Raw genomic sequence first — 15,931 nt, forward strand, 5'->3', positions numbered from 1 at the left:
GGCATCTATCCATTACTTGGCTTTACTATGCGGTATGATAAAGCATAACGGTAGATGCCGTGTAATATCATGTTATCACATCCGGCATGAACATTACACTCTGTTTATCATAACAAGTGGCTAGATAATTATACTTTTTCCCATCAAATATTTGTCCACTTCTCTAGCTGCCAGCTTTCCTTCCTGGAAAGCCCAGACAACCAGACTCTGACCTCTGCGCATGTCGCCAGCAGCAAAAACTCTGTCAACATTCGTCTCAAAAAACGCATATTCCGCTTTGACATTGCTGCGAGCATCCCGCTCGAGCTTAAGCTCTGTGGGGATATTGTCTTCAGGCCCTAAAAAGCCCATGGCCAGCATGATCAGGTCCGCTTCCCATACCTTTTCACTTCCTGGAGTCACCTGTGGAACCATTCTGCCGGCAGCATCTTTTACCCAGGTAAGGTTGACTGTATGAACTTCCTTGACCTCACCGTTCTCATTGCCCACAATCTTTGTGGTGGAAATGCAATAATTCCTCGGATCCTTGCCATAAAGACAGATTGCTTCTTCCTGTCCGTAATCCACTTTCAGTTTTTTCGGCCATTCCGGCCAGGGGTTCGTAGCTTCAATACGATGGGCAGGCGGCTCTGGCAGAATCTCAAACTGGAAAACGCTCTTACAGCCATGCCGTATTGCCGTAGCCACACAGTCCGTCCCGGTATCCCCGCCGCCAATGATGATGACATTCTTACCCTTGGCACTGATAAAACTCTCATCCTTTAAGTTGGAATTCAACAGGCTTTTGGTGGTCGCTTTGAGGAAGTCTACAGCAAAATAGACCCCTTTCAGATCTTTGCCTTTCACATCCAGCCCCCGGGGCTTGGTAGCCCCTGTGCACAGCACAACGGCATCATAGTTGTCTACGAGCTCCTGGGCCTTCATATATTTGCCGACTTCGGTATTCAGAACAAATTCTATCCCGGATGTCTTCAGTACATCAAGCCGCCTTTCAATAAATCGTTTATCAAGCTTCATGTTGGGGATCCCGTACATCAAAAGTCCCCCGGCCCGGTCATCTCGCTCATATACCGTAACCTCATGGCCGACGGCATTCAGATAATAGGCCGCAGACAATCCGGACGGGCCCGAACCGACAACAGCGACTTTCTTGCCGGTGGCTTTGGCCTTCTTAGGGGTTACCCATCCTTCGGCAAACGCTTTCTCGATAATCTCATATTCAATGCTGTTAATAGTCACAGCGTCCATGATATAGCCTTCGGTACAAGCCCCTTCACAAGGTGCAGGGCAAACCCTTGAGGTGAATTCCGGGAACGGCGTCGTTCTGGTCAGCCGCTTGTATGCTTCCCGCCACTGTCCCTTATAGACGAGCTCATTCCATTCTGGAATCAAATTGTGCAGCGGGCAACCTGAAGCGGCGCCGTTCAAGAGCACACCGCCGTGGCAGAAAGGTACACCGCAGTCCATGCAGCGCGCGCCCTGCGTTCGGACAATCTCAGGATCCTGGGGAATCTTGACTTCATTGTAGTCTTTGATCCGCTCTTCAGGCTTTCTTTTCTTCGGATCGATTCTGTTATACTCTAAAAATCCTGTTGCTTTTCCCATGATCAGACCTTCCCTTCAAAGGCAGCCGTCAGGGCTTCTTCACCGCTTAAGCCAGCCTTATGAGCTCTATCGATATTTTCCATCATCTTTTTATAATCTTTGGGTATGATCTTCGTAAATCTTGGCGCGTAATTCACCCAATCATCCAGTACTTTCCGGCCTAGGGGGCTTCCCGTGTGCGCTACATGTTTACGGATCATTTCCCTGATTTCTTTCAGTTCCTTTTCCGAAGTGATTTTTTCCATAAGGATCAGGGACTTGTTGCAGTATATTTCCTCAAAATCAAGGATATAGGCAACACCACCGGACATGCCCGCAGCAAAGTTCCGTCCTGTCTTACCCAGGATCACAACTTTTCCTCCGGTCATATATTCACAGCCATGGTCGCCGACACCTTCAACAACCGCATTGACGCCGCTGTTTCGGACACAGAATCTTTCACCGGCGATTCCGTTGATATAGGCTTCACCCGAAGTTGCGCCGTAGAAGGCGACATTGCCGATTAGGATATTTTCCGCTGGTTCAAAATCCGAAGTTTTTGGCGGATAGACCATAATTTTACCACCCGAAAGGCCTTTGCCAATATAGTCATTAGCATCACCCTCAAGTTCCAAGGACATGCCCTTGGGTGCGAACGCACCAAAGCTTTGACCAGCAGAACCAACAAAAGTCAGCTTAATGGTATCCTCCGGAAGCCCCTCTTCCCCGAAACGCTTGGTTATTTCACTGCCGACAATGGTTCCAACCACACGATCCACATTGTTGATCTTCAGTTTGGCCCGGATTGATTTTTTGTGTTCCAGGGCCGGTTTGCACATTCTTAAAAGCTTGCGCATATCCAGGGATTCTTCCAGTCCATGGTTTTGCTGCTGTGACTTAAATCTGCCGACATCTGCACCGGCATAGGGCTGATACAGAACCTGAGAAAGATCAACCTTAGCTGCTTTCCAATTCTTAATATTTTCTTTGTGTTTGAGCCTGTCTGTACGTCCAACCATTTCATTAATGGTCCTGAAGCCGAGTTTCGCCATAATCTCCCGCATTTCCTGTGCAACAAACAACATAAAATTCTCAACATGCTCAGGCTTGCCGGCAAAATTCTTACGGAGCTCTTCATTCTGGGTTGCAATACCTACAGGGCATGTGTTCAGATTGCAGACGCGCATCATCACACAGCCCATGGAAATGAGTGGGGTGGTGGCAAATCCATATTCCTCAGCGCCTAAAAGTGCAGCGATGACAACATCTCTGCCTGACAGAAGCTTACCGTCTGTTTCCAGGACGACTCTGTCTCTTAAGCGATTAAGCACAAGGGTCTGATGGGTTTCGGCAAGTCCCAATTCCCACGGCAATCCTGTATTTTTAATACTTGTTCGCGGTGAAGCACCTGTGCCGCCATCATAGCCGCTGATCAGAATAACGTCGGCCTTGCCCTTGGCCACACCGGCTGCAATCGTACCGACACCCACTTCAGAAACAAGCTTAACATTGATCCGAGCATCACGGTTGGCATTTTTAAGGTCATGGATCAGTTCCGCCAAATCTTCGATTGAATAGATATCATGGTGCGGCGGGGGTGAAATTAGTTCGACACCTGGTGTCGAGTGTCTGACTTTGGCAATCGCCGGAAAAACCTTCCGGCCTGGAAGCTGCCCGCCTTCTCCAGGCTTGGCTCCTTGTGCCATTTTGATCTGTATTTCTGAGGCATTTACCAGGAAGCTGCTGGTAACACCGAAGCGACCTGAAGCAACCTGCTTGATGGCACTGATCAGACTGTCGCCATTAGGCAACTTTTTGAATCTTTCAGGATCCTCGCCGCCTTCACCGCTGTTACTTTTGCCGCCCAAACGGTTCATGGCAATCGCCATACATTCGTGAGCTTCCTTGCTGATCGAGCCATAGGACATTGCCCCGGTCTTAAATCTTTTGACGATAGACTCGACCGGTTCGACTTCTTCGATTGGAATCGTATCTCCGGCGCTTATTTTGAAATCCAGCAGCTGCCTGAGTGTATAGATCTCCTCGTCATTAATTTTTCTGGAGTAATCTTTGAAAAGATGGTAATTGCCTTCCCGGCAGGCGCGCTGGAGCAAGTAAATTGTTTCCGGATTATAGAGATGAATCTCCCCACTATCTTTACATTGGTAGAAACCGCCGATTTCCAGTGTATCTGTGTAGAGTGCATTCTCATCAAAAGCGCTTTCATGCCGCATTTGATTTTCCATCGTAATCTCTTCCAGACCGATTCCTTCCAAGCGGGATGGCGTCTGAGTAAAGTAGCGGTCAATCAGATCTCTTTTCAGTCCGACAGCTTCAAATATCTGGGCACCATGGTAGCTGCGCATCGTCGAAATACCCATTTTCGTAAGCACCTTTAAGATGCCTTTGATCGAGGCTTTAATATAGTTCTTTTTGGCCTCCCGATAACTTAGGCCATTCGTCATTCCTTTGGCCGCTAGGTCTCTGATCGTTTCGTAAGCAATATAGGGGTTGATCGCGGTAACACCGTACCCGATCAAGGCACAGAAATGGTGTACCTCCCTGGCTTCTCCGGTCTCCAGAACAATACCCACACTCGTCCGGATTTCACGGCGTATCAAATGGTGATGCAGCCCTGAAGATGCCAGAAGAGCGGGGATAGCAGCAAATTCTTTATTAACGCCCCTATCCGAAAGAACAAGAATATTTGCGCCATCAGCGATTGCTTTATCTGCTTCCCGGGATATTTTGTCTAGAGCTCTTTCCATTGCTCTAAGGCCGCCAGTTACCTTGTAAAGAATGGAAATCCTGGCTGTCTTGAACTTCCCGTTATTTAATTTCATAATGGTATCCAACTGATTATTGGTGAGGATCGGTGACTCCAGATATACTGCGGAACTATGCGTCCGGTCAGGATCCAGAAGGTTTCCCGCATTCCCCAGGAGCATTGTGCTGGAGGTAATGATCTCCTCACGGATGCCATCAATCGGGGGATTCGTCACCTGGGCAAAAAGCTGCTTGAAATAATGGTACAGCATTTGAGGTTTGTCTGAAAGTACTGCCAGCGGTGAATCCATGCCCATCGATCCAACAGGGTCAAGGCCATCAGTCGCCATCGGCAGAATCATTTTATTGATATCCTCATGGGTATAGCCAAATGCTTTCTGCTGGGAGATAATATCTTCCAGCATTGGTGCTTCCAATTCGTCGTCAGCAGGGAGATCACTTAAATAGACAATATGCTTCTTATTCCACTCTTCATACGGATGCATCAGGGAAACATTCTTTTTGATTTCCTCATCAGAAATGATCCTTTGTGCTTCCGTATCGATCAGGAGCATTTTACCCGGTTCCAAACGGCCTTTATACTTGACATTTTCAGGTTTGATGTCGAGAACCCCCACCTCGGAGGCGAGGATGACTTTATCATCTTTGGTGACATAATAACGTGATGGTCTGAGTCCGTTCCTGTCCAGTACGCCACCGATAACTGTTCCGTCCGTAAAGCCCATGGCAGCTGGTCCGTCCCAGGGCTCCATGATAAAATTATTAAACTCATAAAAGTCCTTTTTTTCTTTGGACATCAGATCATTCTTTTCCCATGGCTCAGGAATCATCATCATGACAGCATGAGGAAGCGATCTGCCGGTAAGATGGATAAACTCAAGACTGTTGTCAAACATGGCCGAATCACTGCCTGACTCGTCAACAATCGGATATACCTTGGAAATATCATTAAACAACGGTGAATCAATGCATTTTTGCCTGGCCTTCATCCAGTTCACGTTTCCTCTGATGGTATTGATTTCTCCATTATGGACAATATACCGGTTCGGGTGCGCCCGCTCCCAGCTCGGAAAGGTATTGGTGCTGAACCTGGAATGAACCATGGCCAGTGCTGAAACAAAATCGAGATCGGAAAGATCCAGATAAAAGTTTCTGAGCTGTTCGGCTGTAAGCATACCTTTATAGACAATGGTTTTGCTGGAAAGGCTGGCAACATAGAAGGAGCCGCCCTTGTCTTCACACATTGGGATGATCAGTTTTTCTGCTCTTTTCCGAATGACATAGAGCTTTCTTTCAAAATCCATATCATCGGTCAGATCAGGGCTTCTTCCGATAAAAACCTGTATAAACCGGGGCATAACAGCTTTTGCACTATGGCCGACCGTCGATTTGTCGATCGGGACTTCCCGCCACCCAAGAATCTTCTGTCCTTCCTCACGAACAATCTTTTCAAAAGAGTCCATCTGGGTAACCCGAAAATCTTCATATTTGTGCGCAAAAATCATTCCTACACCATATTTGCCCTTTTCCGGCAAATTAAAGCCGAGAACATCACATTCCCGTTTAAAGAAGTCATGGGGTATTTGCACCAGAATGCCAGCGCCGTCACCCGTATTCTCATCCGCACCACTGGCGCCTCTGTGGTTTAAGTTTTCCAGAACGGTTAAAGCTTCCTCGACAATGTCGTGTGATTTTTCACCTTTGATATTCACGACAAATCCCATACCGCAGGCATCATGCTCAAAGGCCGGATCGTAAAGACCCTGTTTTTTTGGCAATTGATTGTATTTCATATTACACACCCTTTGTTGGAGTTTACATCTATAGTTTCTTTACGATTTTACCAAAAATCCATCAACAACATAACTGTTTTAACTAAAAAATATTGTATTCATTTTAATTTTTTTGTATTTTTTAGTTTTTTGTATAATTTTAATGCCAATGTTTAAATATTTAGATTTAATATTATAAATTCATTATTTTGCATCACTAATATCTTATAATGAATACAGTATATTGTTTGTTTTGTTATGTTCAAACGCAAATTAATATTGTAGAATACGGTTATTGATAAAAAACATTATTTTATCTGGAGGGTAAAAATATGTCTTATGTCCAACAAGTCATGGAACAGGCTATCAAAAGAAGCCCGAACGAGCCCGAGTTCCACCAGGCACTCAAGGAAGTGCTGGAATCTTTGGAACCGGTAATTGCCAAACATCCCGAATATGAAAAAGCTGGTATCCTCGAGCGACTCGTCGAGCCCGAGCGCGTGATCATGTTCAGAGTTCCCTGGGTCGATGACAAAGGAAATGTTCAGGTTAACCGTGGTTTCCGTGTTCAATTCAACAGCGCTATCGGTCCTTACAAAGGCGGCCTGCGTTTACACCCGTCTGTTAACCTTGGCATCATCAAATTTTTAGGTTTTGAACAGATCTTCAAAAACTCCCTGACCGGACTTCCAATTGGTGGCGGCAAGGGCGGCAGTGACTTTGATCCCAAAGGCAAATCCGATAACGAAATCATGAAATTCTGCCAAAGCTTCATGACCGAACTTTGCAAACATATTGGTGCAGACACTGACGTTCCTGCCGGTGATATCGGTGTTGGCGGCAGAGAAATCGGTTACATGTTCGGCCAGTATAAGAGAGTCAGAAATCTCTTTGAAGGCGTACTTACTGGAAAAGGCCTGACTTATGGCGGAAGCTTAGTTCGTACCGAAGCAACCGGCTATGGTCTGGTTTATTTGATGGACGAAGCAATTAAAGATATCGGCAAATCCTTTAAAGGTGCTACCGTTGTTATCTCCGGTTCAGGCAACGTTTCGATTTATGCAGCCGAAAAAGCCATGCAGCTGGGTGCCAATGTTGTTGCTCTGAGCGATTCCAACGGCTACATCTACGACAAAAACGGTATTGACCTGAAGACCGTTAAGCAGCTCAAAGAAATTGAAAGAAGAAGAATCAAGGATTATCTGGAATTCCATCCGAAGGCCGAATACAAAGAAGGCTTCGAAGGCATCTGGACCATTCCTTGCGATATCGCTCTTCCCTGCGCTACGCAGAACGAATTGAACGAAGAATCCGCGAAGGCTCTGGTTGCCAATAAATGCTTTGCTGTCGGTGAAGGTGCAAATATGCCTTCCACTCCGGAAGCAGTCAAAGTATTCCATGCCAATAAAATTATCTTTGCTCCTGGCAAAGCTGCCAATGCCGGCGGTGTTGCGACCTCCGCTCTGGAAATGTCCCAGAATAGCATGCGTTATTCCTGGACTTTCGAAGAAGTTGACGCCAAACTTAAAGACATCATGGTCAACATCTATCGCAATGCCAGTGCAGCTGCCAAAGAATACGGCTGTGAAGGCAATCTGGTTGCCGGCGCCAACATTGCCGGCTTCCTGAAAGTTGCTAACACTATGATGGCTCACGGCGTAATCTAAGCCAGAGCTGCCTAATCCGATTCGTGATTCCATTGATACTCACGATATAGTCTTGATACCACTAAAATTAAAAAGACCTCTTGGAGACTGAGTATGTTCAGAACAGCTCGCATCCAAAAGGTCTTTTTTATTAATGTTTTCCAAATACTATTTGCTCTCAACCATCACCCTTGGTACTCTCTTGGAAATACCGCACAGGATCTCATAGCTAATCGTTCCGCATTGTTCAGCAATCCGATCTGCGGAAATAAACAGGTCACCGTTTCTGCCGAGCAGAACGGCTTCATCCCCTTCTTGGATCTCTTCAATTTCTGTTACATCAACCATGATCTGATCCATGCATATTTTGCCGATGATCCTGGCTTTCTTTCCCTTCAGCAAGACCTCACCGCCGTTGGACAGAGAACGGCGCAGACCATCGCCGTAACCGATCGGCAGCGTTGCGACTTTTATGGGCCTGTCGGCAATAAACGTCCTTCCATAGCCAACACTCTCGCCCTTTTCGATGGTCTTCAGCTGGGAAATGCGGGTTTTTAAAGACATGACCGGTTCAAAGCCGGCTTCCTGTCCGGCGTGGTCCATTGGTAAAAGTCCGTACAATATGATTCCTGGACGGCAAAGTTCGTAATGACTTTCGGGAATTTGCATGATTGCAGCAGAGTTTGCGGCATGACGGATCGGAATTTTTATTCCTGCCGCGCATAACTTTTCATATAAGTCATCAAAGATCTTCAGCTGCTGCTTCGCATAGGACAAATCAGTGCTGTCGGCCGTGGCCAGATGGGTATAAATCCCCTCTAGATAAAGGCCAGGAAGCTTTGCAATTTTTTGAATATTTTCGAGTGCATTTTCGCGGAACCCTGTCCTACCCATTCCCGTATCCACTTTGATATGGAGTCTCGCTGTTTTATTCAGCTTCAACGCTGCCGCTGAAAGCGCTTCAGCCTGTTCGATCTGAAATACTTCAGGAATGATCTCTTCTTTGACCAGTATTTCTGAATACTTCGACAATGTAGGTCCAATAACCATAAGGGCAATATCCGGGAATTCCCTTCTGAGCTCCAAAGCTTCTTCCAGGATAGCGACCCCGAATCTGGTAATCCCTTCTTCCTTTAGAGTCCGAACAACCTCCACTGCACCGTGTCCGTAGGCATCTGCCTTGACTATGGGCATTATTTCACTGCCGGCGTACTGCTGTATCCTTTTTAAATTGCGTCTTAAAGCCCCCAAATCAACTTCTGCCCAAACCGGACGAAAAATATTCATTCTAAAAATCTCCTAACTGCTCTATCTCTTTTCTGACCCTTGGGAGGCAATCAGCTACCTCCGAAGCTGTGAAACCTGATAAACCAAACTGATCTTTTAAAACATCTCCGGCCTTGCCGTGAAGATAAACCCCCATGCAAGCTGCACCTAACGGAGGGACACCCTGGGCAATCCAGGACATAATACTTCCGGTCAGCACATCCCCTGTGCCGCCTGTGCCAAGTCCTGCATTACCTGTCGGATTCAAAAAAACTCTGCCGTCCGGCGAAGCAACGACCGAACCTGCGCCTTTCAGGACAACAATGGTACCCCATTCCAGGGCTTTGGCCAGCGCTATCTTCAAGCGGTTTTCCTGAACCTCGTCAATTGAACAGCCGCATAAGCGGGCCATTTCCCCTGGATGAGGCGTCAGAATAAGATTGCCTCTGCCTTTCCTTAAACTGACAACATCCGGTTCGCGGGAAATCAGATTCAACGCGTCTGCATCCAGAACTACCGGTACATCGGTCTCTATCAGTATGTTTTTTATGACATTAAGAAATGACTCCGTCTGCCTGAGTCCGGGACCTACTGCACAAGCGTCAGCTCCTTGTAACCGCTCCTGAATGACCGACCAGGCATTGACGCTTAACATTTCATAATCCTTTGCTGGCCAGACCGTAGCTTCAATGACTCCCAAATCAACCGTCTCAGCAATCGCTTCAGGGGTAACGATCTGAAGAAGCCCTGCCCCGCAGCGCAGAGCCGACTTTCCTGCCAGGATGACAGCCCCGCTCATTCCAAGCGATCCCCCAATCAGAACCGCCCTGCCATGCGTACCTTTATGGCCCAGTATGTGTCTTGCTGGAATCAAAGGCCGGATGACTTCATCCGTCAATAGATAGGCAAAGATTTTTTCTTCGCCTATCACTTTTTCGGGAATTGAAATTTGGTCAATGACCAGCCTTCCTGTATAGATTAATCCTTCTCCGAGAAAATGTCCAAGCTTTGGCAAGCCAAAGGTAACTGTCACATCTCCCTGGACTGCAATCGTATGTACTTTCCCCGTATCTGCTTCCAGACCGCTGGGAATATCGACACAAACCACCGGCAGATCGGCTTTGTTTAAGTCTTCAATGAAACCTGCCAGGGATTCCGGAATTTCTCCTTTAAAGCCTATTCCATACAACGCATCAACAGCAACCTGAGACTGCATCAGGGCAAGCTTGAATAGACGAAGCTGTTTTTCGTCTTCGACAGGAATGATCTTTTCTCCCATTTTCTGGAACAATTCGTAATTCAGCTTGGCATCCCCTTGAAGCTCAGCAGGATTTGCGAAAAGAAAAACGGTCACTTCCATCCCTAATACACAGAGATGCCTGGCCACTGCCAGACCGTCACCGCCATTATTGCCTTTTCCGGCAAGAATAACTGCTCTCAAACCGCGAAGCGACTTTTTTTCATCCTTCAGCAGAATAATCTTTATTTCCCTTACTACTGCCAACGCTGCATTCTCCATAAGAATTGACCCGGGGATTCCAAAATGATTGATTGCGTTGGAATCAATGCTGCGCATTTGTCCGGCACTTACAATACGCATTTTTTTCTATCCTCCTCGGAAAAAACTTTTCCTACTTATTCATAATGAACACCGCCAAGTACCATGTCAACCCTAAAATGCCCGCCCGTTGCTGTCACCGTTCGTTACTGTCTAATATTTTGGATACCAACGATATCTATTCCAGAATAACAGATGCTATGGCCGTATCTTTACTGTGAGAGAGGCTTATTCGGACTCTCTCTGCTCCTCTCGACCGCGCTGCAGTCTGTGCTCTTTCACTCAAATATACGATTGGTTCTCCCACTTCATTCCGCAGGATCTCAATATCATGCCAACTTAGACCGCTGAGCCCCGTCCCCAGTGCTTTAAGTACCGCTTCTTTGCCTGCAAACCTGGCAGCCAGAGAAGATATATGTTTTTTTGATAGTTCAGCCAGCTCCCTGTCGGTAAACAGTCTGGCAACCAGTTTTGAATGTCTCCGGCAGGCCTGTTCAAATCTGGCTATTTCAACAATATCTATACCTGGATACAAATGAAGTTCCCCGTTTCTTCGTAAAATCAATTACCATTTCTGGCCCTGGTACTAGACATAGGGTCCTGAATCCAGGGTTCGGCAGAAGGCTGCTGCGGACTGGTCTGTTTGTATGGAAGCCTCATTTCTACAGTCGTCCCCTCACCTATTTTGCTTTCAATGTTTAATCCGTATTCTGAACCATATAAACCCTTCAGGCGGGCATGGACATTGGCGAGCCCTACACCGTTGCCTGAGCCTACACCGGGCAGCAGGACATCTTTCAGCCGATCCTCTTCAATCCCCATTCCGTTATCAATGACTTCTACAAAAAGTTCGCTTTTACCATCTTCCAGCCCGAGTTCCCTGACCCGGATCGTTACAACACCATTCAGCATGATCATGGGGGTAATCCCATGTTTGACCGCATTTTCAACTAGAGGCTGAATACTCAGTCTTGGCACCTCGGCATCCATCAGTTCCTTGGGAATTTCCAGCTTAATCTTCAGCTTTTTCCCAAAACGAGCTTTTTCCAGCACAAAATAATTATTAACGAATTCCATCTCTTCCCGAAGAGAAATGAGTGCACCTTTAGATTTTAAAGACTTACGGAAAAATTCGGCCAGATGGATCAGAAGTCTTCTGGCCCGGTTCGGGTTGGTTCGGCTGGTGGCAATAATTGTATTCAGAACATTAAAAAAGAAATGCGGATTGATCTGAGCCTGAAGAGCATCGAGTCTGGCTTCCATCGTCAGATTGGTCTGATGGTCCAGTTCAGCTACTTCCACCTGAAGGCTTAAAATCTGGCCCATGCCAAGTGCAAGCCTGATCAGGTCAGGAGAAATCTTTCCGCCCTTCGTTTCATACAGCTTAAATGTTCCGACAACATTTCCTTTGCAGGAAAGCGGAACAATGACTGCCGCAGCCAAAGGACAGTCACACGTGTCCGACATCGGGCAGTTTAACTCTTCCTGCGTCTGAACAACTTTATATTTTGCAGTCTGTATGACTTCTCTAGTCGCTGCCGTCAGGATCTTATCACCGGGATGGTGCCTGTCGCAGCCTGCCCCAAGATAGGCGAGCTGTTTCTCACAATCGGTGATCGAGACTGCGGCCACCTGAGCAATCCCCTGAATGATTTTGGCAATAGCTTCGGCGTTTTGTTTATTCAGACCGCCGCGCAGGTAAGGAAGTGTTTCGTTAGCGATCTTTACACTCAGGTCTGCCCTGCTTAACGTATGCAGCGGTACGGCCTTTTTCTCTAAATTTTTCATATACCAGAAGAAATATCCGGCATCAATCACCATAAAAGCGGCCAATAGAAAAGTATTCTGCAAATAAAGACCCAGAGCGATTTCAAGGGCGATGACCGGAACAAGGATTACATTCATATTTTTCATCGTCACACCTCCCTAAGAAATTATTTCAATAAGCTCCGGACTTTTTTATTGCCATTCTCCGAGCTGACTACGAGAAGAATATCTCCTTCTTCGAGCAGGAAGTCGGCTTCAGGAGAAAAATTCTCATTGCCGTTTCTGACAACCCCTACGACTGTTGCTCCAGTTTCTTCTCTGACTTTAAGCTCTCTCAGGGAACAGCCGATTGCGGATGATTCCGGCTGGATTTTAAGTTCTTCAACGTCATTCCAGCGAGAGATATATCGGTCGGCATAGGTCGAAACTTTCTGAAGCAGCACATCGATTTGCCCGTCAATTTCCTTTCTCTGCTCCATCAGGCTTTTCAACTCGTCAATAAAAGCTTGAACCTCATTTTTTTGGTCAAAAGACTTTAAAAATTTTTCGGCCTCTATCCTGGAGTTCACAATGATGCCAATACCCGGTTTTACTCTGACGACTCCTTCATTTTGCAGAATAGCAATTGCCCGACGGATCGTCTCCGGAGAAACATTGAATCTTCCTGCCAGGGTCGACCTTCCGTGGATTTTATCCCCTTCACGGAACTCGCCGAGAACGACGGCATGCGCGATCTCATTCGCGATTTCCTGATATTTGGCCTGCTCCAAGATATGATCCCTTTCTTTCTTTGCTGATTTCAGATACCTAGTACCATGTCAATCAATCCGTATCTTCTCATGCACGTATCAAATTTTTGCCTTTTACGTAATTCTACCCTAGGGAGTTGGGGAAGACAATCTTTTCTATAAAAAAAGACCATTTCCAGGCAATATTGGAGCAGCGCCATACCCTCAAATCTTTTCATTATTTGACGTGATCGGACATTTTAACCCTCTTGACTCCCGACAACTTACAATGCTATGATTGGTTGGCAGTATAATTTTTAGCGTTGCTATTTTGTATGATATGGAGGTTTTTTCTGTAATTAGCATTTGAAAGGGGGGCTAAATATGGCAATCGAGCTATATAGACCGCATCGTGATTATCACTATTTTTCTATTAAACGTGCCGAAGAATTAAAGCAGCGGATCGAACCCTATCTGCAAAAAGCTAATCAGATACCTGCCGGACTGAATCTGACAGATTTATATTCTGCCCAGAAGGAAAGGATCCTCCAATACTTCGGGGCAACCCAGGAAATTTGGGATGACTGGCGTTGGCAAATGAGCCACAGGATCACGGATGTCAACACGCTGGATTCTCTTTTTCCGTTAACTGATGCTCAAAAAAATGAGATCGCAACAGTCGGCCGGATATACCGCTGGGCTGTATCACCGTATTACCTCAGTTTAATGGATTTTAGCAACCCTGAAGACCCCATCCTTCTGCAGGGAATACCCAAAATAGAAGAGCTGTTTGATAAAAGCGGAGAAGAAGATCCAATGGGAGAAGCCTTAACCTCTCCCGCTCCTTGTATCACCAGACGCTATCCGGACCGCTTGATCATTAATGTTACCAACATGTGCGGCATGTACTGCCGTCACTGCCAACGCCGGCGCAATATCGGCGAAACAGACGGACACAAGGAAAAAGAAGACCTGAAAGCCGCGCTGAATTATATCCGTGAGAACCCAGAAATCCGGGATGTGCTGATCACAGGCGGGGATGCGTTTCTTTTAAGTGACCAGACCATCGAATGGCTGCTTGCTGAACTTCATAGTATTCCGCATGTTGAAATCAAACGCCTTGGAACCAGGGTCCCTGTAACCCTGCCAATGCGGATTACCGATGAACTTCTAGCCATACTTGCCAAATATCCGCCAATCTATATCAATACTCAATTTAATCATCCGAAAGAAGTAACCCTGGAAGCCAAAAAGGCTGCAGATAGGCTTGTTTCAGCCGGTGTTGTGCTTGGGAATCAGGCCGTACTGCTCAAAGGCATCAATACAGACCCCGATGTCATGAAGAAAATGAATCAGGAATTACTGAAAATCCGTGTCCGTCCCTACTATATCTTTCACGCCAAAAACGTCAAAGGCACCCGGCATTTTATTCCGTCCATTCAGGAAGGTCTAGCCGTGATGGAAGCGCTCAGAGGCTTCACCTCCGGTCTGGCCGTTCCAACCTATATTATCAATGCACCAAAAGGAGGCGGCAAAACCCCGCTTCTCCCCCAATATCTTCTTTCCCTCGATGAACACCGGGCTGTTTTGAAGACGTGGGAAGGGAAAATTGTTTATTATGAGAATCATTACGCTGATGAAGGCTAAGTTTGATTGCATGCCTTAGTCATATAGAAGTCAGTAAAATCACTCTCTCAAGTAAAATCCCGTTAACCGCATTTACCAGGTTAACGGGATTTTGGCGTTATAATGAATTCCTTGAAAGCTTCCTCTTCGTTCCATCTCTTGGTCGATGCCGTTTAAGACCTCCCATTTACGTCGGGTCCACATTGGGGCAATGACATCATTGAGAGGTCCGTCGCCCATAAGTCTGTGGATGATCATATTGGGAGGAAGAATCTCCAGGATATTGGCTACGAGATCTATATATTGTTCCATTGAAAGCAGTTGAAGACTCCCCTGGCTGTAGAGATCCGCAAGCGGAGTCCCTCTTAAAATATGAAGCGAATGAATCTTTATACCCTGTATCGGGATTTGACTGATCACCTGTGCTGTCCTGAACATTTCCTCCCGGGTTTCACAGGGAAGCCCCATGATGATATGGGTACAGACCTGGATATTCCTTTGTCTGAGCTTATTCACACCCTCCAGGAAACAGTCAAAATCATGTCCCCTGTTCAGCCAGTCCAGTGTTTTGTTATGAACAGACTGCACACCCAGTTCTACCCATAGATAGGTCTGTTTATTCAGGTCTTCCAGAACATCAAGGATCGCTTCGTTCAGACAGTCCGGTCTGGTCGAAACGGATATGCCGACGACATCTTCCAGCGCTAACGCTTCCTGGTACAAATTTTCCAGATAATCTTCAGGACCATACGTCGCAGAAAACGATTGAAAATAAGCAATATATTTCGCTTTTGGCCATTTTTTCAAAGTCCTCTCCCGAACCTGGTTAAACTGTTCGCGAATGGACAGCCCTCTTTGCCCTGCAAAATCTCCGGAACCTTTTTCACTGCAAAATATACAGCCTCCATCACTTATCGTCCCATCCCGGTTCGGGCAGCTGAGACCTGCATCCAAAGATACTTTGATGACTTTTTCACCAAAAAATCCGCGGAAATGTTCATTTAATGTATAATAGCGTTTGTTCATGTTCAACCCCGGTTTCAACGTGCAATATCGTATCTCTTTTGCTAGGTCATGTGTTAAATAAGTCTCTGCATCATAGACTTGTCTTGTGTCATAGATACTTCTTTGTCTTTTCCTGTATCCTATTATAGCTTTAGTTGGTCTGAAACAAAACAACAATGGCGAAGAAACCTG

Annotated in this window: 10 protein-coding genes; 2 read left to right on the forward strand and 8 right to left on the reverse strand. The window is 46.3% G+C overall.

Annotated features, from left to right (window positions below):
• Window positions 1-120: 120 nt before the first annotated feature.
• Window positions 121-1,605: a glutamate synthase subunit beta gene (locus tag DHBDCA_RS07975; protein WP_015043705.1), complete on the reverse strand. Its 1,485-nt coding sequence runs from the start codon at window positions 1,603-1,605 to the stop codon at window positions 121-123.
• 2 nt (window positions 1,606-1,607) lie between these two features.
• Window positions 1,608-6,164 carry a glutamate synthase large subunit gene (gene gltB, locus DHBDCA_RS07980; RefSeq protein ID WP_015043706.1) on the reverse strand — a complete coding sequence of 1,519 codons (4,557 nt, stop codon included), beginning with the start codon at window positions 6,162-6,164 and terminating at the stop codon, window positions 1,608-1,610.
• Between the two features lie 311 nt (window positions 6,165-6,475).
• Here gltB and gdhA point away from each other — a divergent pair, with 311 nt between their 5' ends.
• Window positions 6,476-7,810: an NADP-specific glutamate dehydrogenase gene (gdhA, locus tag DHBDCA_RS07985; protein ID WP_015043707.1), complete on the forward strand. Its 1,335-nt coding sequence runs from the start codon at window positions 6,476-6,478 to the stop codon at window positions 7,808-7,810.
• Between the two features lie 147 nt (window positions 7,811-7,957).
• Here gdhA and alr read toward each other — a convergent pair whose 3' ends face one another.
• The 5 genes from alr to DHBDCA_RS08010 all read right to left on the reverse strand — a co-directional run bounded on the left by alr (window position 7,958) and on the right by DHBDCA_RS08010 (window position 13,150).
• Window positions 7,958-9,076, reverse strand: coding sequence for an alanine racemase (alr, locus tag DHBDCA_RS07990; protein WP_015043708.1), 1,119 nt, complete (start codon window positions 9,074-9,076; stop codon window positions 7,958-7,960).
• A gap of 1 nt (window position 9,077) precedes the next feature.
• Window positions 9,078-10,655, reverse strand: a complete 1,578-nt coding sequence (locus DHBDCA_RS07995; protein ID WP_015043709.1) for a bifunctional ADP-dependent NAD(P)H-hydrate dehydratase/NAD(P)H-hydrate epimerase — start codon at window positions 10,653-10,655, stop codon at window positions 9,078-9,080.
• Between the two features lie 136 nt (window positions 10,656-10,791).
• Entirely contained in the window at window positions 10,792-11,148 is a 357-nt protein-coding gene (locus DHBDCA_RS08000; RefSeq protein WP_015043710.1) for a holo-ACP synthase, read from the reverse strand.
• 26 nt (window positions 11,149-11,174) lie between these two features.
• On the reverse strand, window positions 11,175-12,527 hold the full coding sequence (locus DHBDCA_RS08005) for a sensor histidine kinase (protein WP_015043711.1): 1,353 nt from the start codon (window positions 12,525-12,527) through the stop codon (window positions 11,175-11,177).
• Window positions 12,528-12,547: 20 nt separating this feature from the next.
• Window positions 12,548-13,150, reverse strand: a complete 603-nt coding sequence (locus tag DHBDCA_RS08010) for a TrkA C-terminal domain-containing protein (protein WP_015043712.1) — start codon at window positions 13,148-13,150, stop codon at window positions 12,548-12,550.
• 342 nt (window positions 13,151-13,492) lie between these two features.
• On the opposite strand from DHBDCA_RS08010, the gene eam reads away from it, so the two are divergent.
• A complete protein-coding gene (eam, locus tag DHBDCA_RS08015) occupies window positions 13,493-14,755 on the forward strand; it encodes a glutamate 2,3-aminomutase (protein ID WP_015043713.1) in 1,263 nt (420 codons plus the stop codon).
• Between the two features lie 72 nt (window positions 14,756-14,827).
• On the opposite strand, the gene DHBDCA_RS08020 is transcribed toward eam, so the two are convergent.
• On the reverse strand, window positions 14,828-15,760 hold the full coding sequence (locus DHBDCA_RS08020) for a TIGR01212 family radical SAM protein (protein ID WP_015043714.1): 933 nt from the start codon (window positions 15,758-15,760) through the stop codon (window positions 14,828-14,830).
• Between the last annotated feature and the right edge of the window lie 171 nt (window positions 15,761-15,931).

Source organism: Dehalobacter sp. DCA (assembly GCF_000305775.1).
GTDB lineage: Bacteria > Bacillota > Desulfitobacteriia > Desulfitobacteriales > Syntrophobotulaceae > Dehalobacter > Dehalobacter alkaniphilus.

Excerpts from the sequence above, each read along its gene's own strand:
- DHBDCA_RS07975 (WP_015043705.1), bottom strand. The coding sequence starts at position 1,605 with ATGGGAAAAGCAACAGGATTTTTAGAGTATAACAGAATCGATCCGAAG.
- gltB (WP_015043706.1), bottom strand. The coding sequence starts at position 6,164 with ATGAAATACAATCAATTGCCAAAAAAACAGGGTCTTTACGATCCGGCC.
- gdhA (WP_015043707.1), top strand. The coding sequence starts at position 6,476 with ATGTCTTATGTCCAACAAGTCATGGAACAGGCTATCAAAAGAAGCCCG.
- alr (WP_015043708.1), bottom strand. The coding sequence starts at position 9,076 with ATGAATATTTTTCGTCCGGTTTGGGCAGAAGTTGATTTGGGGGCTTTA.
- DHBDCA_RS07995 (WP_015043709.1), bottom strand. The coding sequence starts at position 10,655 with ATGCGTATTGTAAGTGCCGGACAAATGCGCAGCATTGATTCCAACGCA.
- DHBDCA_RS08005 (WP_015043711.1), bottom strand. The coding sequence starts at position 12,527 with ATGAAAAATATGAATGTAATCCTTGTTCCGGTCATCGCCCTTGAAATC.
- eam (WP_015043713.1), top strand. The coding sequence starts at position 13,493 with ATGGCAATCGAGCTATATAGACCGCATCGTGATTATCACTATTTTTCT.
- DHBDCA_RS08020 (WP_015043714.1), bottom strand. The coding sequence starts at position 15,760 with ATGAACAAACGCTATTATACATTAAATGAACATTTCCGCGGATTTTTT.